Source organism: Sphingomonas phyllosphaerae 5.2, assembly GCF_000419605.1.
Taxonomy (GTDB): Bacteria; Pseudomonadota; Alphaproteobacteria; order Sphingomonadales; family Sphingomonadaceae; genus Sphingomonas; species Sphingomonas phyllosphaerae_B.
On the sequence record NZ_ATTI01000001.1, the window covers coordinates 1,028,280 to 1,052,393 of the forward strand.

General features: G+C 66.0%; 15 protein-coding genes. 10 read left to right on the forward strand and 5 right to left on the reverse strand.

The genetic code is table 11. The features are described from left to right. Window positions 1–42: 42 nt before the first annotated feature. Window positions 43–1,329 (reverse strand): cytochrome P450, encoded by a 1,287-nt coding sequence (locus SPHPHY_RS19330; RefSeq protein WP_022685560.1) that lies wholly within the window; start codon window positions 1,327–1,329, stop codon window positions 43–45. Between the two features lie 124 nt (window positions 1,330–1,453). Here SPHPHY_RS19330 and SPHPHY_RS19335 point away from each other — a divergent pair, with 124 nt between their 5' ends. Both SPHPHY_RS19335 and SPHPHY_RS0104785 read left to right on the forward strand, forming a co-directional pair. Next, the gene (locus SPHPHY_RS19335) at window positions 1,454–2,620 is read left to right on the forward strand and encodes an SDR family oxidoreductase (RefSeq protein WP_022685561.1); all 1,167 of its coding nucleotides are present in this window, start codon (window positions 1,454–1,456) and stop codon (window positions 2,618–2,620) included. Window positions 2,621–2,623: 3 nt separating this feature from the next. Continuing rightward, window positions 2,624–3,643, forward strand: coding sequence for an SDR family NAD(P)-dependent oxidoreductase (locus SPHPHY_RS0104785; RefSeq protein ID WP_022685562.1), 1,020 nt, complete (start codon window positions 2,624–2,626; stop codon window positions 3,641–3,643). Between the two features lie 484 nt (window positions 3,644–4,127). On the opposite strand, the gene SPHPHY_RS0104795 is transcribed toward SPHPHY_RS0104785, so the two are convergent. Both SPHPHY_RS0104795 and SPHPHY_RS0104800 read right to left on the reverse strand, forming a co-directional pair. Next, complete coding sequence (locus tag SPHPHY_RS0104795; protein ID WP_022685564.1) at window positions 4,128–4,697, reverse strand: hemerythrin domain-containing protein; 570 nt, start codon at window positions 4,695–4,697, stop codon at window positions 4,128–4,130. A gap of 368 nt (window positions 4,698–5,065) precedes the next feature. Beyond that, window positions 5,066–5,788, reverse strand: coding sequence for a FadR/GntR family transcriptional regulator (locus SPHPHY_RS0104800; protein WP_022685565.1), 723 nt, complete (start codon window positions 5,786–5,788; stop codon window positions 5,066–5,068). Window positions 5,789–5,968: 180 nt separating this feature from the next. On the opposite strand from SPHPHY_RS0104800, the gene SPHPHY_RS0104805 reads away from it, so the two are divergent. From SPHPHY_RS0104805 to SPHPHY_RS0104835, 7 genes are read left to right on the forward strand one after another with little or no spacing between them, the layout of a single operon-like run. Beyond that, window positions 5,969–8,725 carry a TonB-dependent receptor gene (locus SPHPHY_RS0104805; protein WP_081645245.1) on the forward strand — a complete coding sequence of 919 codons (2,757 nt, stop codon included), beginning with the start codon at window positions 5,969–5,971 and terminating at the stop codon, window positions 8,723–8,725. Between the two features lie 22 nt (window positions 8,726–8,747). Next, window positions 8,748–10,442: a GH39 family glycosyl hydrolase gene (locus tag SPHPHY_RS0104810; RefSeq protein WP_022685567.1), complete on the forward strand. Its 1,695-nt coding sequence runs from the start codon at window positions 8,748–8,750 to the stop codon at window positions 10,440–10,442. A gap of 4 nt (window positions 10,443–10,446) precedes the next feature. Then, window positions 10,447–11,706, forward strand: coding sequence for an MFS transporter (locus SPHPHY_RS0104815; RefSeq protein ID WP_022685568.1), 1,260 nt, complete (start codon window positions 10,447–10,449; stop codon window positions 11,704–11,706). Next, complete coding sequence (locus tag SPHPHY_RS0104820; protein ID WP_022685569.1) at window positions 11,703–12,881, forward strand: L-rhamnonate dehydratase; 1,179 nt, start codon at window positions 11,703–11,705, stop codon at window positions 12,879–12,881. Before SPHPHY_RS0104815 ends, SPHPHY_RS0104820 begins: the two co-directional genes overlap by 4 nt. Continuing rightward, on the forward strand, window positions 12,878–13,747 hold the full coding sequence (locus tag SPHPHY_RS0104825; RefSeq protein ID WP_022685570.1) for an NAD(P)-dependent oxidoreductase: 870 nt from the start codon (window positions 12,878–12,880) through the stop codon (window positions 13,745–13,747). The genes SPHPHY_RS0104820 and SPHPHY_RS0104825 overlap by 4 nt, the downstream gene beginning before the upstream one ends. Beyond that, window positions 13,744–15,993 (forward strand): hypothetical protein, encoded by a 2,250-nt coding sequence (locus SPHPHY_RS0104830; RefSeq protein ID WP_022685571.1) that lies wholly within the window; start codon window positions 13,744–13,746, stop codon window positions 15,991–15,993. The genes SPHPHY_RS0104825 and SPHPHY_RS0104830 overlap by 4 nt, the downstream gene beginning before the upstream one ends. After that, window positions 15,986–17,269: an MFS transporter gene (locus SPHPHY_RS0104835; RefSeq protein ID WP_028056493.1), complete on the forward strand. Its 1,284-nt coding sequence runs from the start codon at window positions 15,986–15,988 to the stop codon at window positions 17,267–17,269. The genes SPHPHY_RS0104830 and SPHPHY_RS0104835 overlap by 8 nt, the downstream gene beginning before the upstream one ends. 589 nt (window positions 17,270–17,858) lie before the next feature. On the opposite strand, the gene SPHPHY_RS19340 is transcribed toward SPHPHY_RS0104835, so the two are convergent. Then, window positions 17,859–18,914, reverse strand: coding sequence for a glycosyl hydrolase (locus SPHPHY_RS19340; RefSeq protein ID WP_156025016.1), 1,056 nt, complete (start codon window positions 18,912–18,914; stop codon window positions 17,859–17,861). Between the two features lie 1,015 nt (window positions 18,915–19,929). Between SPHPHY_RS19340 and SPHPHY_RS19350 the strand changes: the two genes are divergently transcribed. Beyond that, entirely contained in the window at window positions 19,930–22,656 is a 2,727-nt protein-coding gene (locus SPHPHY_RS19350) for a TonB-dependent receptor (protein ID WP_022685575.1), read from the forward strand. Between the two features lie 55 nt (window positions 22,657–22,711). On the opposite strand, the gene SPHPHY_RS19355 is transcribed toward SPHPHY_RS19350, so the two are convergent. Further along, window positions 22,712–24,097: an efflux transporter outer membrane subunit gene (locus SPHPHY_RS19355; protein WP_043130583.1), complete on the reverse strand. Its 1,386-nt coding sequence runs from the start codon at window positions 24,095–24,097 to the stop codon at window positions 22,712–22,714. Between the last annotated feature and the right edge of the window lie 17 nt (window positions 24,098–24,114).

Below are 24,114 nucleotides of genomic sequence, written 5' to 3' on the forward strand. Positions count from 1 at the left end.
TGGGAAGCGTCCCCTTTCGGCGAATAGCACCACGGCCGGTCGCTAATCCGGGCGCCAAAGAACAGACGGCATAAACGGATCGAGCGTTGCCGGCAGGCGGTCGACATCCAGCGCAGCGTCGGGGGATAGCGTCGGGCGACGATCACGCACCAACGTGTAGAGCGCCGTACCTCCCATCATCAGCACGAGGTGCTTCGCGGGGCATTGTCCCGGGCCACCGCTGAACGGCACCAGCGTATCGCGCTGCGCAGTGCCGTCCAGCCAGATGTCGGGTACGAAGCGGTCGGCATAGGTCAGCCGCTCGGCGTCCCGGTGCAGGAAGGGCACATGCACCACGAAGCCGGTACCAGCGGCGATCGTCGCGCCATGCCAGGTCGTCACCGTGTCGCTCTCGCGCAGGATCACCGGCGTCGTCGGCCACAGCCGCACCGATTCGAGGATACAGGCGCGCAGAAACGGACGCCCGGGATCGTCGTCCGCACGGACCCGGCGCAATGCTTCCGGAGTGGCCGCAAGCAGCATCAGCGTACGGAACGTCGCGATGCAAGCCGCATCGAACGCGAACAGCCATTGGCCGACCTGATCTTCCGGTCGTGTTCCCTGCTCCCCCATCTCGGCGAGCCGCGCCGCGAGGCTGTCGGCAGCGGGTCGATGCAGATAGCTGGCGACGTGCGACAGAAACCGGGCGCGCAGCACGCGACGCTTCGGCTTCAGGAACGCCCAGTTCGCATCGGCCCGGAGCTGGAAAAGCGACCGCGTCAATGCGACATCGTCGCGCGCAACATCGCCGAACAGGCAGCGACGCACCATTCTGAACCACGTGTCGCGAAATTCCTCGAACCGCACAGCGTCCTTGGCGGCAAGCGGTGCGATCTCCTCGGCGACGATCCCGTCGAAGCGCGCCCCGAGCGAGTGACGGGGACGCGCGCTTTCCAGCACCCGGTCGTTGAGTGATCGCCGCGCCTGACGCGCCGGGCCGCGCGAGATCAGCGATCCCGCCGGCTCGAAATGTGCGAGCGTCGCATGCTTTTCGCGGGTGTCCGGTGAGAACGGCACGGGAGTTTCGTCGAGAAGGCGCCGCACGTCGTCCGGCGCCACGAGCACGGCTTCGTCATGAACTCCGAGTTTCAGGATCGCCGGCCCCGAACCATGACGCGCGCGCACGCGCTGCAGCGCCGCGACACCCAGTCGCTCCAGCCCGCTCGCCTGTAGCCAGCGCACGATCGTCGGACGGCGCAGGATGATGCCCTTGGCGAACAATGGACCGCCTGCCTGCAGCAACGTCGCGACGCTCTCGATCCATGATAACCGGCTGACCTTTTGCGCCATCTGCGATCCATCCTTATCGAAAAAAGCTGTTCCGGCATGAACCCGCCAGCGTCGAAGTCGTTGAGGAAGGCGAGAAAAAAGACAGCAATTTCATGATGTTGAAAACACAGATTAGGAATTGACCATGCCGCTCACCCTGAAGCCGCTGAACGAACAGACGATCGTCATCACTGGTGCGAGCAGTGGCATCGGGCTGGTCACGGCGCGAATGGCCGCAAAGGCCGGTGCCGCGGTCGTGCTCGCCGCGCGGAACGAGGCAGCGCTGCGCGATCTGGCCGAAGAGATCACCACGGCCGGCGGCCGCGCACTGGTCGTGCCGTGCGACGTCGGCATGCAAGAGGACGTGCAGCGCGTCGCCGATGAGGCCGTGCGGGCATTCGGCGGCTTCGACACGTGGGTCAACAACGCCGGCATCTCGATCTTCGGCAAGACGTGGGATGTGCCGATGGCGGATTGGCGGCGCATGTTCGACACAGTTTATTGGGGCACGGTGTACGGGTCGCTCGTGGCGCGGCGCCACTTGCGCGTGGCGGACAAGCCGGGGGCGATCGTCAACGTCGGCAGTTTCTTCGGCGATCGCGCACCGGCCGTGCAGAGCACCTATGCATCGGCCAAGTTCGCGGTTCACGGTTTCACGGGGGCGTTCCGCGAGGAAATCGAACATGACGGGCTGCCGATCTCGGTATCGCTCGTCCATCCCGGCCGGATCGACACGCCCTATAACGAGCATGCGGGCAATTACATGCCGATGCAGCCCGTCCACCGCGGCATGATCTATCCGCCCGAAGCGGTGGCGGAGGCGATCCTGTGGTGCGCCGCACACCCCAGGCGCGACATGTTCGTCGGCGCGCAGGCAAAGGCAGCGGCGGTGCTTGGCCTCGTCGCGCCGCGGCTGACCGACAAGGTGATGTCGATATGGTCGTTCACCTCGCATCAGTCGCGCGAGCGGGTGTCGAACGGCGATCACAGCCGCGCGCTGTTCGAGGCGGGTTATGGCGGGCACGAGCGCGGCACGCACGAGCCGCATCTGCTCCGCTCGCGAAGCTATTACGTCAAGGCGACGAAGCGCCCGGCGCTGACCGCGGCAGCGATGCTGGGGGGTGGCGCGCTGGCGCTGGCATTGGCGCGCGGCAGGCGGAAGGGCGAAGCCGCGGCGACGATCGAGCGTGGTCACGACGGTGGCGGCGTCGCCGGGCGGGGTGACGGCGGCGATGCCGAGATCGTGATCGAGGAGGTCGTGGTGGAGACGACGCCGGCCGAGCGCCCGCACGCCGACTTCGTGGTCGCCTGAGCAATGCGGCGGCTCGGCCCGGCGGCGGCGCTCTGCCTGACAGCGGCGTCGCTTTCGGGGTGCGCGACCTCCACGCACCTCGGCCGCTCGGAACTGAGCCGGGTCGCCGGACGCACCTACGTCGTGGTCGGCGCCTCCAGTGGCTTCGGTCAGGGTGTCGCGCTGCGGCTCGGCCAGTTGCGCGCCAATGTCGTGCTGGCTGCCCGCCGGACCGACCTGCTTGAGGAGGTCGCCGCCGGGGTTCGTGCCGGCGGCGGGCAGGCATTGGTCGTCACCACCGATGTCGCGGACGCCGATCAGGTCGAACGCCTCGCCGATGCCGCAGCCCGGCGCTTCGGACGAATCGACGTCTGGATGAACATCGCCGGGGTCGGCGCCGTCGGCCGCTTCTGGGACGTGCCGGTCGCCGATTATTCGCGGATCGTCGATGTGAATTTGAAGGGCGTGATCTATGGCAGCCACGCTGCCTTGCGCCGCTTTCTCGCGCAGGGCAGCGGCACGCTGGTCAACATGGGGTCGGTGGAGAGCGAGGTGCCGCTCGCCTATCATGCCACCTACGCCGCGACGAAGGCCGGCGTGCTCAGCCTTGGCAGGTCGCTCAATGAAGAAATCCGTCATGCCGGCCACCGCCGGACCGTGCGCGTTGCGACGGTAATGCCCTGGGCGGTGGATACGCCCTTTTTCCGGCATACCGCCAATTACAGCGGCCACGCGGATCGCATGGCGCTGATGGATGGTCCGGAAAAGGTCGTTCAGGCATTGGTGTGGGTGTCGCTGCACCCGCGCGAGGAACTGCCGGTGGGCTGGAAGGCGCAAATGGCATCGACGGCCCACCACCTGTTCCCCGACATGACCGAGGCGATCTCCGCCAATATCCATCGCGCGCAACTGAAGAAGGGGACGCCGCAGCCGGCCACGGCGGGATCGGTGCACCGGCCGATGGCCGAAGGTCGCACGGCGGACGGCGGCATTCGGGCGCGAATGAAGGCAGAGGATGCAGCGGCGCGCGAGCGGACGCCATAACCCGATGAGGTGTTTAACGGCTGGCCAGGCTGGATCGATAGGCGAGGGCTGATCGATGCAGGCTTTTGCCCTCGCGCCTGCTGGTTAGTCGGGAGAGGGGAACCAAGCTCGAAACATACCATACAACTTCGCGGCGGTGACAGCACGACCGGTGTATCTTGCCTGTCAGCCAGCACCAAACCCCCACATCCCGGTTCGCCGCCAGTCCCGTCGTCTGACCGCAACTCTCGAAAGTGCATGTGTTTGTCTAGCCGAAGTCGACTTGTCCGGGATGTCGATCTTGACGGTATGGGACGGGCGTAGCTGCCAGCGGCCCCACACTGCATGATCGACGATGTGCCGGCTACTGATAACCGGCGTTTTCCTCGCGTTCCTCTGCCGCGTCTTCCTGCACCTTCTCCATCTCCTCAGCTTCGTCATTATCCCGCGTGCTATCAGGATCGATCATGATGGCTCTCCTTTATGGACGGTCTTCCGTATTATATCAGGCGAGCTTCAGGCCTTCCTTGTTCATCGCCGCCGTGATGTGCTTGTTTTGATCGGCACTGAGCTTGCTTCGCAATTTGGGGAACAATTCATCTTCCTCTTCGCGCATGTGGCTTTCGATAAGATCGCGAAATTCCTTCAGTTTCGGCAGCCAGGCGGGGTCGTCCTTTGTCATCTCGGTCAGATCGAAGAAATATTGCTTCACATAGCCGTGTTCGTGGTTGAGGTGATCTGCCGCGTCGGCCAGCCCCTGATCCCGCATTATCGCGTAGACGACGTTCTCCTCCTGAAATGCATGCTTGCTGATGGCATGCTTCAGCTGCATCAACAGGAACGATCGCCGCGCGGTAGCACTGTCGCCGGTCGCTTCGAGCAAATCGAATATTTTCAGCGCCGCGGCATGTTCCGCCGCTAACGCCGCGTCCCACTGGCCCGCGAACACCGTTGGTGCCTGTACGGCGGCTTTCCGCACGAGATTGATCAACAGGCCCGCCGCCACCCCTGCCGCTGCACCGATCGCGATTGTGCGCCCGGTCGATCCCGCATCTGCCTCGTGTTCGGTTGTCATGATGCTTCTCCCAAATCGGAGTCGGCAACGGATCGGACTAAACGACTGTTCCGATTGCGATTTATTCTCGAGTAGGCGGCACTGCGCCTTATCGTGCGGGGGGCGGGGCGGATCGACATTCATCCGGATTCCCTCGAAGCGCCCTCATTGCGAGCGCAGCGAAGCAATCCAGCGTTCCGCACGGCGCCGTGGATTTTTTCGCTACGCAACGACTGTTGGGGAGGGCAGGTCTGCCCGATCGTGGGAGCGTGGTTTGCCCGGACCGATCAATGATCTTCGGCGGCGATCAGTCCGGCACCCCTGAGTCGCCGAATGTCGATCCCACCTGAACATCTCTGCCCCGCGACCGGGGCAGAAAAGGAGTTATGCTAAAGTGCCGTGTCCGCGTCGGTCAGGGCATTGTCGATCAGCGTTTCCATCGCGCGACGTGCGGCATCGCCGTCACCAGCGACAAGCGCGCTGAACACCGCGTGATGGTCGGGCATCGGATCGCGCATTTGCCGACGCTGATCGCGCGAGAAGCGCGTGGTCCACTCGACGGCCGCTGCAATCGAATTCGACAGCGTCAACAGCGGTTCGTTGCGCGTGGCATCGAGCACCGCGAGGTGGAACGCCTGATCTGCCGCACGTCCCTCTGCGGTAAGCAGGCCGTGGCGTTCCATCTCCTGCAACGAATGGCCCATGCGCGCGAGCTGGCGCTCGTCGCGGCGGCGCGCCGCCAGGGCGGCGGCGGAAGGTTCCACGATCCGGCGTAGTTCGAAGATGCCGTCGATGAACGCCCGCGTCGCCCCGCCTTCGAACATCCAGCCCAGCACCTCGATGTCGAGCATGCTCCACTTGGCGCGCTCGTTGACGCGCGTCGCGCTTTTCAGACGTTGATGCACCAGGCCCTTGGCGGCGAGCACCTTCAACGCCTCTCGATAGGCACCGCGCGACACGTTGTTCTCTGCGCTGAACCGCTCCTCGCTCATCAGGGCGGTGCCGGGCGCGAGCTGGCCAGTCACGATCGCCACCCCCAGGTCGTGCGCGATCCCGCCGCGAAGGTCGTCGGGCCGCTGTCCGGCCGGGGATGATGGGGCGCGCAAGATCATCACCCTATCATGCTCGACCCACCCCGAGAGCGTCAACCCTCGGCTATTTGGCCTTGTCCTACCAGAAAGGTATTAAGACTCCTCTCGGCTGGTCGTCCGCAAGAAGCCCTTGCCAATCTGGTAGTACCAGATTAAAGCGGCTCAATAAGCGGCGATGTCGCAGAAAACAGGGAGAGGATCATGGCGGGATTTCCGTATCGACCGGCGGGATGCGCATCCGCAGTGGGGCTGGTGCTGGCGTCGCTGTCTCCGGCCGCCGCGCAGCAGGCGTCCGATGCCACTGCCGGCGTTCCGGCCACCGAGATACGACAGGGTGGCCAGACGGGCGGCGTGCCCGATCCCTCGGGAGCCAGCGCTGTGGCGCAGGAGGACATTGTCATCACCGGCGTGCGTGCCAGCCTGTCGTCGGCGCAAACGATCAAGCGGAATGCCAAGCAGATCGTCGATTCCGTCGTGGCCGAGGATATCGGCAAGCTGCCCGACAACAACGTCGTGGAAGCGTTGCAGCGCGTGCCCGGCGTGCAGGTGTCGCCACGTGCGCGTGGTGAATCGGCGACCGTCCTGATCCGCGGGCTGCCCGATGTCGTCACGGTGGTGAACGGCCGCAACATCTTCTCGACCACCGGCCGCTCGCTGTCGCTGGCCGACGTGCCCGCGGACCTCGTGTCGGGGGTCGACGTCTACAAGTCGCGCGCCGCCGACCAGATCGAGGGCGGGATCGCCGGGCTCATCAACGTGCGCACACGGCGGCCGTTCGACTTCAAGGGCGCGCAGCTCGCGATCGCCGCTCGGCAGGTCTATAGCGAGCAGCCCGACACGATCGATCCTTATGCCAGCTTGTTGCTGAGCGATCGGTGGGATACCGGTATCGGCGAGTTCGGCGCGCTCGCCAGCGTGTCGTTCCACCAGACGCGTTATCGTGACGAGACGATCTACGGCGGCGGCTTCTTCGGCTACAACCTCGACAACAGCCGCGCGCCCTATACGCCGGGCGTTCCGCTCGATCCACGTGGTACGAACCCCGCCGAGCCACGCGTCTTTCGCACCGACGTGATCGGCGCGATCGACCGGATCGGCACGCGGCAACGGCCGGCCGTGAACGCGTCGCTGCAATGGCGCCCCGATCCGCGGCTGACGATCACGGCGGACGGCCTGTTCTACGGCTTCCGCGATCGCGGCAACAGCAACCAGAACTTCACCTCGCTGGAAGGCAGGCTGGCCGCGCCGCTGACGTTTCAGGGCGATACCAAGCTGGTCGATCGCGTGAGCACGCTGGGCAGCCGGGTGGCGGTGTTCGGCGCGGTGAACGACAATGTCGCCGACCGCTATCAGGGTGCGCTCTCGGCTGAATGGCTGGCGGACGGGTGGCGCGTCTATACCGAGGGGTCGTACACCCGCTCGGTGGCGACCGACCGCGTGGCGTCGGTCGACGTGGATTTTATCGCGCGGCAGACCAACGGCTTCTTCAACTTCGAGGGCAGCGGCACGCCGCGCTTCGAATTGCCGTCCGACGACATCGCCGATCCCTCGCGCTATTTCCTGTCGCGGCTCAACACGCAGCGTACCGAGGGGAAGGGCGAGGAACTCACCTTCCGCAGCGACATCGCCTACACCGAGCCGCTCGGCGTCTTCACGGAGATCGCGGCGGGCGCGCGCATCAACCGTCGCAACGCGGGGTCGCAGGCGTTCAACCAGATCCTCAACTGCTCCGCGACGGGCGCGCTGCGCTGCTACACGGCGCGCGCGGTCGACATACCCGGCCTGATGACGACCACGCCCGGCGGCTTCTATGAGGGCGTCCGGCCGTTCGTCCGGCAATGGGCCTCGCCGTCGACGCAGGGTGTGCTCGACAACGTCGGTTTGCTACGCCAGCGGTTCGGCGTGGCGGCGGGCGATCCGGGGTTCCAGCAGACGCTCGGCTTCGACATCGTCGAGAAAAGCTACGCCGGCTATGTGCAGGCCAGCTTCGAGCTGGGGCGGCTCGACGGGCAGATGGGCGTGCGCGTCGTCAAGAACGACATCACGTCCAACGCGTCGCGCGCGCTGCGCGGGGTGGTGACGCCGATCACGATCAGCAGTGACGGCGTCGACGTGCTACCGAGCATCACCGCACGCTACAAATTGCGCGACAATGTGTTCCTGCGCGCGTCCGCAAGCAGCACGATCACGCGCCCCAGCTTCGCGCAATTGAACCCGGCGCTGACCCTGACCCCGCCCGTTCCCGGTCAGCAGCCGTTCGGGCGCGGCACCAGCGGCAACGCGGAACTGCAGCCGGTACGCTCGACGAACTTCGACGTCGCGGCGGAATGGTACATCGATCGCTCCAGCTCGATCACCGCGACGCTGTTCCGCCGCTCGGTCACCGGGTTCATCCAGTCCGTCACCAGCAATGTGCAGATCGACTATCTCGGGTCGGACAACGGCACCTATCAGGTGGTCAGCCCGCAGAATTCCGGCTCGGGCAAGCTGACCGGGGTCGAGGGTGGTTTCACCTACTTCGCGAAATTCCTGGATGGCTTTGGCATCAGCGCGAATGGCACGTACATCGACGGAGTGAACCGCGCCTTCTCGCCGCTGCCGGGGCGCACCGGCTTCATCGAGATCCCGTTCGAGAACGTGTCGAAATTCTCCGCCACCGCCACGCTGATCTACGAGAAGAACGGCCTGTCCACGCGCGCTTCCTACGTCTGGCGTGACTCGTACAATGCGGGGTTGCACTTCACCGGGGTGAATCCCAACGGCATCACGAACGGTGCGATCAACAATCTGGACGTGTCGATCGCCTATGACATCAACCGCAACTTCACCGTGGTCTTCGACGCGAACAATATCCTGCGCGACTTGTACCAGACATCGTTCACCGATCCCTCGCTCTATCCGCGCGACACGGTGCTCTACTCCCGTATGTTCGCGGTCGGCATCCGCGCCCGCCTGTAACCAATCGATCGAGAGGATCTCCATGCGACCCCTTCGCCACCTCCTGACCTCTGCCCTGCTTGCCGCGCCGCTTGCCGCGCTTCCGGCCGCGGCGCAGGACGCCGCCGCGCCTCGCCCGGTGCGGATCACCGTCGACGCTGCACGCACCGAGGGGAAGCTGCCGCCGATCTGGCGCTTTTTCGGCGCGGACGAGCCGAACTACGCCACGATGAAGGACGGGAAGAAGCTGCTGGTGGAGCTGGGCAAGCTGCGGCGCGGCGAGGTGTATTTCCGCGCGCATAACCTGCTCAACACCGGGGACGGAACCGCTGCGTTCAAATGGGGCAGCACCGACATCTACAACGAGACGAAAGACGGCAAGCCGATCTACAACTGGACCAACGTCGACCGGATCATCGACACTTATCGGGCGCAGGGTATCCACCCTTACCTCCAGATCGGCTTCATGCCCGAGGCGCTGTCCTCCGCACCGCCGGGCACGCCGTACCGGCACGACTGGCGCCCGGGGTTCGATTACAAGCGGATCATGTCCGGCTGGGCCTACCCGCCCAAAGATTACGACAAGTGGCGTGAACTGATCTTCCAATGGACGAAGCACAACGTCGAGCGCTACGGCAAGGCCGAGGTCGAACGCTGGTACTTCGAAGTCTGGAATGAGGCGAATGGCTGGTACTGGAAAGCCAGCCACGACGAATTCTACAAGACGCACGACTATGCGGTCGACGGGATCCGCCGTGCCTTGCCGGGCGCGCGCGTCGGTGGTCCCGATGCCGCCGGTCCCGGCGGCGAGTTCATGGACAAGTTCCTGAAGCACGTCAGTTCGGGGCGCAACTACGCCACCGGCCAGGTCGGCACGCCGACCGACTTCCTCGCCTTCCATGCCAAAGGCCGTCCGACGTTCGTCGACGGGCACGTCCGCATGGGAATCGCCAACCAGTTGAAGGAGGTGGACGGCGGCTTCACCAAGGCGTTGTCGATCCCGTCGCTGGCGAGCAAACCGATCGTGATCGGCGAGAGCGACCCCGAGGGATGCGCTGCGTGCCCCGGACCGGCGAACGCCTATCGCAACGGCACCATGTACTCCAGCTACACCGCAGCCAGCTTCGCGCGGATCTGGGAACTGGCGGCACGACGCAAGGTCAACCTCGACGGCGCGCTGACCTGGGCGTTCGAGTTCGAAGACCAGCCGTGGTTCGCCGGTTACCGGCAATTGTCGTCGAACGGCGTCGACCTGCCGGTGCTCAACGTCTTCCGGATGTTCGCGCAGCTCGGGCCGGACCGGCTGGTGGCGGCCAGCGACGCGCAACTCCCGCTCGACCGCGTGATGGCCGATGGCGTCCGCGGGCCGGCGGACGTCGGCACGATCGCGACGCGTACCGCCGACGGCAAGGTCGCGGTGCTGGTGTGGCACTATCATGACGACGACGTGCCCGGGCCGAGCGCGGCGGTGACGCTGGCCGTGCGTGGACTGAAGGGGCGGGCGCCGGCGCGCGCGACGCTGTGGCGCGTCGACGGCGACAACGCCAATGCCTTCGCGACGTGGAAAAAGATGGGCTCGCCGATCGCTCCCGACGACGCGGCCTACCTGGCGCTGGAGAAGGCATCGGCGATGCAGCCGCAACCGCTCACGTTGACCGGCGGCGCGGCCGGAACCGCCACCGCCACGCTTGACCTCCCGCGGCAGGGCGTCGCGCTGGTCGTGGTTGATGCCAGGTAAGGCGATGCCGGCGACGGCACCGTCGGCGCCGCGCGGCGGCTGGGGCGTCGCCTTCGTCGTCGCGGTCGCCATCGCGATCAGCTATCTCGATCGCCAGACGCTGCCGTGGGCAATCGCCAGCATCCAGCGTGATATCCCGATCGGAAACCAGACCAAGGCTCTCCTCGATTCAGCGTTCCTTGCGACGTACGGGCTGATGTATCTGGGGGGCGGCTGGCTGCTGGACCGGATCGGGACACGGCGCGGTTTCGTCACGATCATGGCATTCTGGTCGCTGGCCTGCGCCAGTCACGGGCTGGCTGGCGGGGTGGCGGCGCTGATCGTCAGCCGGCTGTTGCTGGGCATGGGCGAAGGCGGCGGCTTTCCGGCTGCGACGCGGGCGGTGGCTGAGCGGTTCGCCCCCGAACGCCGCGCGACCGCCCTCGGGATCATCAACGCCGGCACGTCGGTTGGCGCGGTGATCGCCCCGCCGCTGATCGCGCTGCTGCTCGCGCGGGCGGACTGGCTGGGCCTGGCGAGCTGGCGCTGGGTGTTCTTCGTCACGGGTGCGCTGGGACTCGCCTGGGCGCTGTGGTGGGCGGTGATCTATCGCGATCCACCGGTCGCCTCCGCGGCGTCCGCGACGCCGGTTCCGGCGCCGAGCGTGCGCGCGCTTCTTGCCCGGCGCGAAGTGCTGGGCGTCGTCGGGGCCAAGTTCCTGAGCGACGGCGCCTGGTACTTCTACCTCTTCTGGCTACCCAAGTATCTGTTCGAGGCGCATTCCTTCGACCTGAAGCAGGCTGCGACGATCGGCTGGATTCCCTATGCCGCGGCCGGAGTCGGAAGCGTCGCGGCAGGCAGCTTTTCGAGCTGGCTGCTGGCACGGGGTCTGTCCGTGAACGCCGCGCGCAAACTCGCGCTGGGCGTGTGCGCCGCCTGCATGCCGTGGGTGATGCTGGTGCCCGGTGCGACCTCGATCGGCTGGGTGATTGCGCTCTTCAGTCTCGCCTTCTTCGGGCAACAGGGTTGGTCGACGCTGGTGATGACGCTGCCCACCGACATGATCCCGCGTGCCGCGCTCGGCCGACTGGCGGGTCTCGTCGGGATGGGTGGCGCGTTCGGCGGGATCGTCATGGGGCAGGCCGCCGGCTGGGCGCTCGACCACGGCCTCGGATACGCCCCGGTGCTTGCCGCCGCCGCCTCGCTCCATCTGCTCGCCTTCGGGCTCATCTGCCTCGCGGTTCCGCGCATCGTGCGCCTCGATTTCAAGGGAGTTACGCCGTGAAGATCACTGAAGTCCGTACCCGTGTCGTGCAATGGAAAGGGCAGATCCAGCCGTTGCCGCCACACTTCTGCACCAACCCCATGGACGCCGTGGCGCCGATGCTGTCGCTCAGGACGATGGGCACGTTTACGTTCCACGGCTGGTTGATCGTCGAGGTCTTCGCCGACAACGGGCTGGTCGGCATCGGCAATGCCGCTTTGGCGCCGATGATGGCGAAGCAGCTGATCGACACGCATCTCGCCCCGCTACTGATCGGGCATGACGCCTGGGACACCGAGTTCCTGTGGCAGCACATGTATCGCAAGACGATGGCGTTCGGGCGCAAGGGGGTGGTGATGGCCGCGATATCCGCGGTCGACATCGCGCTGTGGGACCTGATGGGCAAGGATGCGCGGCAACCGTGCTTCCGCCTGATGGGCGGGCGTACCCGGCCACGCATCCCGGTGTACGCGAGCCGGCTCTATTCGGTGCCTCTCGACGAACTGGCGACCGAAGCGGCGCGGTACAAGGAACAGGGCTTCGGCGCGATGAAGCTGCGCTTCGGCTGGGGACCGGACGACGGTGCCGCGGGCATGGCCCGCAACGTCGAACTGGTGCGCACCGTGCGTGAAACGGTCGGCGACGAGATCGACGTGATGGCCGACGCCTACATGGGCTGGAGCCTGGACTATGCCAAGCGGATGATGCGTCTGATCGAGCCGTTCAATCTGCGCTGGCTGGAGGAGGCGATCATCCCCGACGACATTCACGGCTATCACGAACTGCGTCGTTTCGGCTCCACCCCGATCGCGGCCGGGGAGCATGAGTTCACAAGCTACGGCTTTCGCCAGCTGATCGAGGCGCGCGCGCTCGACTATATCCAATTCGACACGAACCGCGTCGGCGGGCTCACCGCCGCGCGCAAGATCCAGGCGCTGGCCGAGGCGCACGGCATTCCCGTGGTCCCGCACGCCGGGCAGATGCACAATTACCATGTCGTGATGGCAAGCCTGAATTCTCCGCTCGCGGAATATTTTCCGAAGGTTGACGTGGAGGTGGGCAACGAGCTGTTCTGGTACGTCTTCAAGGGCGAGCCGGTTGCGGAAAACGGCTATGTCTCGCTCAGCGACGATGTGCCGGGGCTGGGCCTGGAGATCGACGAAGCGGCGCTCGCACAATTCGAGGTGACGGAATGACGATACGCAAGGTCGCGGTTCTTGGGCTGGGCACCATGGGTGCAGGGATGGCGCACCGTTTGCTGGCGGGCGGCTTCGACGTCGCGGTGTGGAACCGCTCGCCCGGCAAGGCTGTGCCGCTCGGCGCCGCCGGTGCGCGCGTCGCGACCAGCCCGGCGGCGGCGGCGGAGGACGCAGACGTGGTCGTCGCGATGCTCGCCGACGACGCAGCGTCGCGCCGCGCCTGGCAGGATGCCGACGGTGCGCTGGCGGCGATGCGCGCCGGCGCGGTGGCGATCGAATCGAGCACGGTGACGGTCGAATGGGTTCGCACGCTGTCAGCCGCGGCGACTGCCCGCGGCGTCGACCTGCTGGATGCGCCCGTGACCGGTAGCCGGCAGCAGGCCGAAGAGGGCAGTCTGCGCTTCCTGGTCGGCGGCGATCCCGGCGTGCTGGCGCGGGCGCGTGTCGTGCTGGACGCGATGGGCAGCGAGGCGGTGCATATAGGGCCGGGCGGCAGCGGCGCGCTGTTCAAGCTCGTGAACAACTTCCTGTGCGGCGTGCAGGTCGCCAGTCTGGCGGAGGCGGTTGCGATGATCGAGCGCAGCGGGATGGACGCCGCGCGCATCATCCCGCTCCTGACCGCGGGCGCTCCGGGCAGCCCGATCGCCAAGCTCACCGGCACGCGCATGGTCGAGCGCGACTTCGACCCCCGCTTCTACCTGCCGCTGATGGCAAAGGATCTCGCCTATGCGCAGGCCGCCTTCGCGGAGCAGGGGCTGGACCTGCCCAGCGCCGCGGCGGCGCGTGCCCGGTTCGAGGCAGCGGCGGCCGATCACGCCGATCTCGACATGTCGGCGGTGGTAGAGGGGATCCGCCACTCATGAACGTGGCGATACGGCGCGGCACGTGGTGGCTCGCCGCGGCCGTTGCGCTGTCGCCGGGCGCGGCGATCGCGGTTCCGGTCCGTGTCGGGACTCTGCCCGGCGGTATGCAGGTTGCATTGGTCGAGCGCGCTGGCGGCTACGGCATCGACGTCACCGGGCGCGGTCGCGTGATAGTGGCGGCGCGCGAGCGCCCGGTTCGCGTCGAAATCTTCCGGAGCGAGCGCGACATCGCAACCGTGGACCTCGCCTATGCGCAGGTCGCGCGCGAGGGTACGGGCGTGATGGCGCGCGTCAGCCTGGTCGAGGGTGGCGCCACGCTGCAGATCGAGGATCGGTACCGAGTGGCGGCGGGGGTGCTGCACATCGCGCGCGCCGTGCGTGTCGAGGGCAACGCGCCCGGTCGCGGCTTCACATCCGGGTGGATGCTAGCCGCGCCGGCTGCGCGTTTCGCCAATGCGGCCTTCTTTGCGCCCGGGATGCTGTACAACGGACCGGGCCGCAACAATGCCGCGGGCGCGGCGGGCGGTGCGGCGTTCGCGGCCGGCAGGGTGGCGATGCGCGACGATGCGATGCCCGCGCCGCTGTTGGGGATACGGCTTGCCGACGGTCGCTCGCTGGCGCTGCTTGCCAGCGCGCCGAAGGGCGACACGATCGAGGAGGATACACGCGCCAATGCGGCCAGCGTGCTGATCGACGAGCGGTTCCGCTTCGGAGCGCTGGGCGCAGCGGAGGAGCGGGGTGGGATCGCGTTCGGCTATTGGCTTCCCGGCAGCATCGCCGCGCCGGCGCTCGCGAACGGGCCTGCCCGGCGCCGCTACGCGCCGTTGCGATCAGGGGTGCGGCACGATTATGCCCTGGCGCTGCGGGCGGCGCGCGCGGATGCGATGCCCGACTTCATGCGCGCGACGTGGCGTTGGGCCTATGCGACGCTGGCACCCCGTCCGGCGACGATCGACCTGCCGGTTGTCCGCCGGGTCGTGACCGATCAACTCGCAAGCCGCGCCATGACCGTCGATGGTCGCACGGGGGTCCCGTGGATCCACCAGGCGACCAACGGTCAGCTCTGGCATCGCCCCGATGACACGCGCGCTGCGCTGGGCTTCGTCGGCAAGAACCTCGAGGTTGCCAGCCTGCTGCTGATCGAGGCCGATCGCGACGCGACGCCGCGTGGCGCGAAGCTGCGCCGCACCGCGCTGGCGATCATCGAGACGTTCGTCACCGGGCTCTCGATGGCGCCGCCCTCCGGCGAGGCGATCGACCTGGCGACCGGGCGACCCACGGTATCCTTTCCGCCCTCCACGTGGCGCGGCAATGCGGATGCCGGATCGCGCATCTTCGTTCGCGCGCTGTCGGAGGATCTGCGCAAGCTGACCGAAGCCTATCTGCGTGAGAAGGCGCACGGGCGCGATCATCCCGCATGGCTGCGCTGGGCCACGGACTTTGCCGACTGGCTGTTGCCGCAGCAGCGGGCGGACGGTTCCTTCCCGCGAGCGTGGGAGCAGTCCAGCCATGCGGTCGTGGAGCCGTCGTCCAGTGCCTCCTATGCACCGGTGCCGATGCTGGCGGTGCTCGCGCAGGCGCACGGCGATGCAGGTGCGCGCTTCCGCACCGCTGCATTGCGCGCCGCTGAATACGTCTGGCGCACGCAAGGGAGGGACGCGGTGTTCGCGGGCGCCGTGCTCGACTTCCCGGACGTGATCGACAAGGAAGCGGGGATGCTCTCGCTGGAAGCGTTTCTGGCTGCCTACGACCTGACCGGCGATCGCGCCTGGGTGGCGCGCGCCGCGGTGGCAGCCGATTTCACCGAAACGTGGATGTATGTGTGGGACGTGCCGATGGCCGTCGACGCGATCGACGCCGAGCTGCACTGGAAGCGCGACGTGCCGACGACCGGCGTCAACGTCGTCGTGATCGGCGGGCGCGGGCTGGTCGACCAATATCTCGATTGGTCCACCGCCAGCTACGCCCGGTTGTGGCAGCTGACCGGCGATCCGCATTACCGCGACGTCGCGCGGATCCTGTTGCGCAGTACCAAGGCGATGCTGGCACTGCCCGGTCGTCAGTACGATCTGGTCGCGCCGGGGTGGCAGCAGGAAAATTTCGACCTGTCGCTGCGGCGCGGTTACGGCGGCCACCGCGCATGGCTGCCATGGGTGTCGGTGCACCATTTGTGGAGCATCGCAGGGCTCGATACGCTCGACCCCAAAGCGCGCCGCGAGCTTACCGGGCCGCACGGCAATGACTGACCCGGTGCCGGCGGACGAAGCGCGGATCATCCGCACCGTCACCGTGCGGCTGCTGCCGTTGCTCATCATCTTGTACACGGTCGCCTATGTCGACCGGTCGGTGGTGGGCTTCGCCAAGCTCCAGCTCGCCGCCGACATCGTCCTCGGCGATACCGCTTACGGGTTCGGGGCCGGGTTGTTCTTTATCGGGTATTTCCTGTTCGAGCTGCCCAGTAACATCCTGCTCACCCGCGTCGGTGCGCGGCGCTGGTTTGCGCGGATCCTCGTTACCTGGGGGCTGGTGACCGTGTCTATGGCGACCATCCGCACGCCGCTGGCCTTCTATGTCCTGCGGTTCCTGCTCGGTGCGGCGGAGGCCGGCCTATATCCCGGCATCGTCTTCTATCTGACCCGCTGGTATCCGCAGCGTCACCTCGGGCGCATCCTCGGGCTGTTCCTGATGGCGCAGCCCTTCGCGCTGATCCTGACCGGGCCGCTGTCGGCCTGGCTGCTCGGACTTGATGGCACCTGGGGCCTTCGCGGCTGGCAGTGGCTCTTCGTGGTCAGCGGCGTGCCCGCGGTGCTGCTGGCAGTGCCGACGCTTTTGCTACTGCCCGACGATCCCGTGGCGGCGCGCTGGTTGACGCCCGCGGATCGTGACTGGCTGAAGAGCGCGGTCGCGCGCGCGGCACCTGCGGCGCACGCAGCGTCGGATGGTTGGCGCAGCGTGCTCCGGGATGGTCGGGTGCTGCGGCTCGCCTTCGCCTTCATGCCCTTTCCGCTCGCGGTGTACGGCTTCACCTTGTGGTTGCCGACGCTCCTTGCGGCCGGCGGTCGCGACCTGCCGACGGCAGGCTTTCTCTTCGCGGTCCCCTACGTATTTGCGGCGGCAGCGCTCTGGATCGTGCCGCGCCTGTCGGATCGATCGGGCAAACGGCATCGCTACATCATCGTGAACGCGATCCTGGCCGCTGCGGGGCTGATCTTGTCGGCGGCACTTCCCGGTACGGCGTTGCCTTTTGCCGGCCTGTGTGTGGCGGTGTTCGGCCTGTATGCGAGCCAGAGCATCTTCTGGACCTTGCCGTCGGCAATGCTCAGCGGCGCGGCGGCGGCGGCGGGGATCGCGATCATCAATTCGGTGGGCAATCTCGGTGGTTATCTCGGGCCGTTCGTCATGGGGTTCATCAAGGACCAGACGGGACGGACAACCGACGGTCTGTATGTGCTCGCCGCATCGCTTGCCCTGACGGTCGCCATCATGGCCTACGAGTTTCGCCTGGCACAGCGCTCCCGCTAAAGGTCATGTGTCCTGTCGGCGGGTCGAACGTTCGCCAGACCTGCCGGGAACGACGCTCCGCCGCGCTGGCGGAGTGGCAGTCGCCCGTCGGGTGGACGTCGCCGTCAGAGACCGACGTGGGTCGGGTAGAGAATGGATCGCTTTAGACCGACAGCACCGACGAGAGCTTGCGGCATACGGTACCATTCGACAAAGCCGTCCCGCTCGCTGCGCCGTACCCGTCTCAGCTTATGGCAGTGGATCGCTGACGATAGTGTTTGGCACGGTACAACGCCGGTGCGGAACGGCTATGTTCACCAATCATCCGCTCTGCATTCAGGGCCAAGGTAAGTTTCGCGCGAAAACCGCGCGAAACAGGCTGCACCTGCCCGTTGGTAGTCAGAGGCGGGGCTTCAAAGCAACCCGGGTGGACGACTTGCCCTCTCGTTTGGAGCCCTGATGCATTAACTGATAACCCTCTTCTTCCGGTAGGTGCCGTGGCCGATCACGAACGTAATCTCGCCGATGGTGCAGCCGCTTCGTCCACCATACGCCATCGCCGCAGGGGGCATTTGCGGCCTCCACGCCCCCGCCGATCTGTCGGCAGCCGCTACTTCAGCACGAACTTGCGATAAGCCTTGCTGACGGCGGGGTACTGGTTGGCGCTCAGCTTGCCGCGGTAGGCGGCGTTCGAGTTCCAATATGATGCGTATACGATGTTGTGCCGATCGAACCACTGTGCGGCCGCCTGGACATAAGCCGCATCGCTGTCGCGGCTGACCCCCCATTCGGCATAAGCGGTCGCTTTCTTGTGCCGCTTGGCGAACGCCTGATGCCAGGCAAGCCCATATTTCTCGTCGCGCTTCCATGCAAAAGCCTTCGCCCCGTCGGCGGAATCCCATTGATGATTGTAGTAGAAATCCATTCCGATGATGTTGACCACGTCATCACCTGGATAAGCATTCTCCGGATTCATCCCAAGATCACCGATGTTGGGGGTCCACTCAAACACGAAGCGCGACGAAACAGATCGGAAGCTTGCAACAAACTGCCGATAGGCACCACGATATGCGGCTTCCTTTCCGCGCGCAGCCCACGGCTGCCAGTCGCCGTTGAACTCCCAGCCCGTCCTGATGTAGATCTTCTGCGTGTTTGGAAATGAGTACGCCAGGTCGCGGGCGGCTTCCACATAGTAAGCGTTGTATTTGCCGCGGCTGGCTTCCTCCAGCGAAGTGCCTTGCGGAATAAGCGGGATCGTCCAGAAAATCGTCCGATTTACGCCGGACCACAATCCGATCAGCCATTCCAGCGATGTCGACCAATCCGTCCAATTGGCACGGCCGCTGTGAAGTTGAACGCCGTCACCTCGCTTGCCCGACCAAAGTTCGTACGCTGTATAGTCGATCGGATAGTTTCCGACGTACACCGATCGTTGATAAGCCGGAGCAATGGTGGCCGCGTCGGCGACCGGTATTACAGGCGATGAGGCCTGTTCTTCCGATAAGTTGTCGGGGGCAAATGGTCCCGAGGAAGGCGTTGACGCCGGAGCACTGACAACAACGATCTCATCGGTCGCAGCGTTAAAGTTGTCGTTCGAAGTAGAGATGGCAGCCGACGCTATTCCCGCGGCCGCAATGGTTGCGACCGCAAAGGTCTTTCTTAACATGAAAACCCCACCCGATTTCTTTAAGTCATCGCTGCATGTCAGGTTCTGCTGGCGATGCAATCGGGCGAATGAGGGTGCCGCTGAATTCTGCGACAGGCTGCCGTCGCAGCCAGTCGAGTCGCAAGAAGTGCCTCATTTTTGGATGAGTATCGCTATTAGACAAGTGGCGTGGGGCAGTGTTGCTGGCTGATGCACTTTGTCCGACTTGTTGCGGTCGTTGATCCACTCGGCGCGTGCGCTTACGCCCGTGAAGAAAACGGGTTCTCCTCGCCTGGCCTGATTGCCGCTCGGTCTGGCGTTTCATGCGCTGGCGATCGCGTGCGTATGGTGGCGCGCCTCGCGGTGATTGAGCGGCCGAGCTGTGCACGCGCGGAGTCGCGCGAAACCGATCCCCGAGGGCGCACCCATGTCGAACCACCTCAAGCTGATGCGCGCCGCGGGGCTGGTTGAGACGACGCGGGCGGTGCTCGACATGATCAACACACTGCGACGGCCGAACTAGATCGGCGCTTTCCGGTCTGCTCGACGTGGTGCTGGCCATTCAGTCTGCCTGACGCATTTCGTGGCATGCCTCGCCATGCATAACCTCGGCAGCGAGACTCCGACCGGTTGGACTTTGGAGCCGCTAGGCGAGCCGGCTTGATATCTCGAGCGGCGGCGACCCCCACGTTGGTACGATCGTCTCGCGGTTCGAAGCACTAATACGAGAGCGTCCGCTTCCCCGTGGCGTGGTGCCGTCACAGGAACTGCTCAAAGTCGATCGACCGAAGAGTTCCTTACCCTTCCGCACAATCGAATCAGGGCGGTGACGCCATGAGCAGGAGAGCCTCAGCCGCTCGAAGATTCGGCCTCGGGGGGCGGTCGGTGCGGCGGCTGTCCATCGGCGACCACCCACATGACGATGTCGGCATTTGTAGTATCTTTTAACCTGTTGTTAACACAGGAAAGTGGCGCGAACGGGCGATGCATGTAGGGGCATGCGTCAGAAATTGCATGATCCCGCAGGGAGGATGACGTGAAAAAGTGGCTGATCTCGACGGTGTCGGCAGGGGCTTTGTTCGCCGCGACGAATGTGGCTGCACAAACCGAGGCGCCGAAGCCCACGACTGCGGCTGACACCGTCGCCAACCCCGCGACGATCGCCGATGCGACACAGGACGACGCGCAGACCGACGACATCGTGGTCACGGGCCTGCGCCGCAGCCTGCAATCGGCGCAGAACATCAAGCGCAATGCCGAAGGTATCGTCGATTCGATCGTAGCCGAAGATATTGGCAAGCTGCCCGACGTCACTGCCTCCGCCGCGCTGGCGCGCGTGACCGGCGTGCAGGTGACCCGTGCCGCGGGCGAGGCGGCCGGCGTGCAGATCCGCGGCCTGCCGGACATTTCCACGACCTACAACGGGCGGGAAATTTTCACGGCCGAGAACCGCTTCGTCGCGATCCAGGATTTCCCGGCCGGCGCGGTTCAGGCGCTTGAGGTCTACAAGTCATCGACGGCGAACCTGATCGAGGGCGGGATCGGCGGGCAAGTGAACGTCCGATCGCGGCGCCCGTTCGACTTCGACGGCTTTCAGCTTTCCGGCTCGCTGAACGGCGTGCATTGGGAACAGAGCCAGCGGCTGGATTATAACGGCAACCTGCTGGTTACCGATCGCTGGGACACAGGCATTGGCGAGATCGGCGTGCTGGTCAATGCTGCGATCTCGAACATCGACTTCCTCGACGCCACGCGCGAGGTCGACCGCTTCGTCACCCCGGAGCCAGGGGCGCCCGCCGACGCAGCCGGGTTCACGCGACCGAACGGGCAGGGCATCTTCTACGGCAGCGGCAATCGTTGGCGTCCCTCGGTCAACGCGGCGGTACAATGGCGCCCCGCCAGCAACCTCGAATTCTATATCGACGGCCTGTTCCAGGGCTACCGTGCCGAGGATCGTAACCACTGGCTGTTCGTACCGACGTTCGGCGACGGTGCGCAATACAGCAATGTGGTGCTGCGGAACGGCAGCAACTCGGTGCAGAGCATGACAGTCACCGGGGCATCGACGCCCGATGGCTATGATGCGTTCACCAGGGCGCGCACCGATACGTATCAGCTGGCGGGCGGCGCGATCTGGACTGCGGGGCGGCTCAAGCTGACCGGCGACGTCGCGTACACCGACAGCACGTATACGCAGCAAAGCGCGAACATCGACTACGCCTTCACCAGATCACCGACCCGCAACGTCGATTTCGACATCGCACGCGGGAAGGGTGGCGGCGTGTTCGACTTCGTGGACTTTGACGCGTCCGATCCCAACAATTATGCGCTGCGCGGACTGTTCGACGCCAATTTCCGCGCCACGGGCAAGGATTGGCAGGCGCGGTTGGACGCCGAATACGACATGGGTCTGGACTTCCTGCCGACGCTGCAGGCCGGCGTCCGTTTCAACACGCGCGACGCCGCACGGTATAATGGCCAGCGGTATGCCGGACTGATCCAGACCGGGCTGACCTACCCCGACCTACCCGTACAGATCGGGCCGATCACGCGTGGTTTCCGGTTCGACAACGACCAGCCGGTAACCGTCTTCCCCGGCGCGACCTTCGACAGCGTGTTCGACAATCGCGATCCGCTCCGCGCCATTGCGGGCTTTGGGTCGGGCAACCCGGCATTCAACGATCAGGAGACGTTCACCGCGTCCGAACGCTCGTGGGCGGGCTATGCGCAGGCCAAATACGCCTTCGACGTTGGCCTCCCGATCGAGGGCAATCTGGGCGTGCGCGTCATCAACACGCGTACCCAGGTGCAAGGCAATTCATACGACGCGACCACCGATACGTTCACGCCCGTCGCACAGACGAACAGGTATACCGACTATCTGCCGAACGCGAACCTGAGGGCGACGCTCGCGAGGGACCTGCAGCTGCGGATCGCCTTCACGCAGACGCGGACGCGGCCGAATTTCATCGACCTGAACCCGTCCAGCAACGTCGGGACTGTGCCGACCGCATGCTCGACCGAGGGCATCGACACGGTCAATTGCTTCGTTCCGGTCACGTCCGGCAACCCGAACCTGAACCCGCTGCGCTCGAATAACTACGACCTGTCGCTCGAATATTATTATGCGCCGGCCGGGTCGCTGACCGCGGGCGTGTTTCGCCGCGACGTCAGCAACTTCATCTTCCGCAGCACCACCAACATCACGATTGCCGGGGCGCCGGATCGCCGTGTCAACTCGCCGAGCAACGGCGGCAATGGGCGGGTGCAGGGTGCGGAGGTGGCGTTCACCGGCTTCCTCGACATCGCCAGTCTGCCAGAATGGGCGCGTGGCTTCGGCGTGCAGGCCAATTACACCTATCTCGACGCATCGACCGAACTGGCGCCGGAGTTCCGCGACCGGCTGGCGGGGCAGCAGCCGTTTCCCGGCGTGTCCAAGCATTCGTTCAACCTGGTTGGCCTGTATGAGCGTCCGGTGTTCTCGGCGCGGCTGGCGTACAACTGGCGGTCCCGCTTCGCGACTGAGTATCAGGACCTTCAGGCGGGGTTCCTCGCGCCGTTGTACCAGAAATCGCTGGGTGTCATGGATTTCTCCACGACCGTCACGCCCGTGCCAAACGTGACGATCGCCTTCGATCTGCTGAACGTGCTGGGCACGCCGGTCCGCAACGAGCGCGCCTATAATGCGGCAGGAGATAGCTATCCGTTCCAGGTCCGCTACATTGAGCGTACCTACTCGCTCGGTGTGCGCTTCCGCTTCTGATGCGGTGACCGTGGTGACCGTGGTGACAGTGGTGACAGTGGTGACAGTGGTGACGTTATTCCGTGCTCACTACGTCACCACTACCACCCAGCGCGCGGATCAGGTCGGTCGCGGTCTGTAATTGTTGGCTGCGTACGGTCAGTAGCGCTCGCTCGGCGTCGAGTGCTGCGGTCTGCGCGACGACGACCTCGAGATAATCGGCGGCGCCGTCGCGGTAGCGGATCAGCGCCAGCTCGCGCGTGTGCTCCGCCGCCTCGGCGGCGCTGCGCTGGTCGCGCTCCTGCGCCGCGAGCAGCCGCTGGCTGGCCAACGCGTCCTCCACTTCGCGGAAGGCTGTTAGGACGGTCTGGCGATAGGAGGCCGCCGCCTCGTCATATTCCCCCCGCGCGCGCTGCACGTCCGCGCGACGGCGCCCGCCATCGAAGATCGCCAGCGCAGCGGAGAGCGGGCCGAGCGCCCAGAAGCCGTTGGAGGCGGTCAGCAGCGAGCCACGCGCCGCCTCGAACCCGCCGGCCGCGCCGAGCGTGACGCTGGGGAACAGCGCCGAGCGCGCCACGCCGATCCGCGCATTTGCGGCGGCGACGCGGCGTTCGGCGGCGGCGATGTCCGGCCGACGCTCCAGCAGCGTCGAGGGCAGACCGGCGGGGATGGCGGGCGGCGCGAGCTGCCGGTCGTCGACCGCAATCGCGAAGCCGGCGGGCGCTTCGCCGAGCAGCGCCGCAATCGCATGCTCGTCGCGCTGGCGTGCGATCGCGACCGCCGACAACTCGGCGCGCGCACTCGCCACCAGGTTCTGCGCCCGGCTGACGTCGATGCCCGAGGCGATGCCGCCTTCGTGACGCGTGTCGGTGAGCTGATAGGCGCGCTCGTTGGCCTCGACGGTCTGGCGCAGCAGCACGATCCGGGCATCGAGCCCGCGCATGTCGAAATAGATGCTGGCAAGCTGCGCCTGTACGCCGAGCGTCACCGCCGCGACGTCGGCTTCGCTCGCCACGGCCTCGGCGCGGCTGGCGCGGATCGAATCGCGCACCCGGCCGAACAGATCGACCTCATAGGCCAGCGACGCGCCCACCGTGCCGACACTATAAGGCGCCGCGGTACCGAGCGCGAGCGGACGGCCGGTGGAGACGCGGTTGCGGCTCACGTCGCCGGAGACGCCGATCTCGGGAAAGCGGTCCGCGCGCGCCTGCCGTGCTACGGCGCGCGCCTGATCGTAGCGTGCGACCGCGGCGGCGAGGTCCTGGTTGCCGGTAGCGACACGCTCCTCCAGGCCGGTGAGGACCGGGTCCGCGAACAACTCCCACCAGCGGCCGCGCGGCGCGACGTTGGTCTGCGCCGGCTGCCAGCCCTCGACCTCCTTGTAGGCTGCTGCCGTCGGGGTTGTCGGGCGCACGTAGTCGGGCGCAGTGGAGCAGGCGGCGGTGGCGAGTAGCGCGACAATGGTCGCGACCCGGGCAG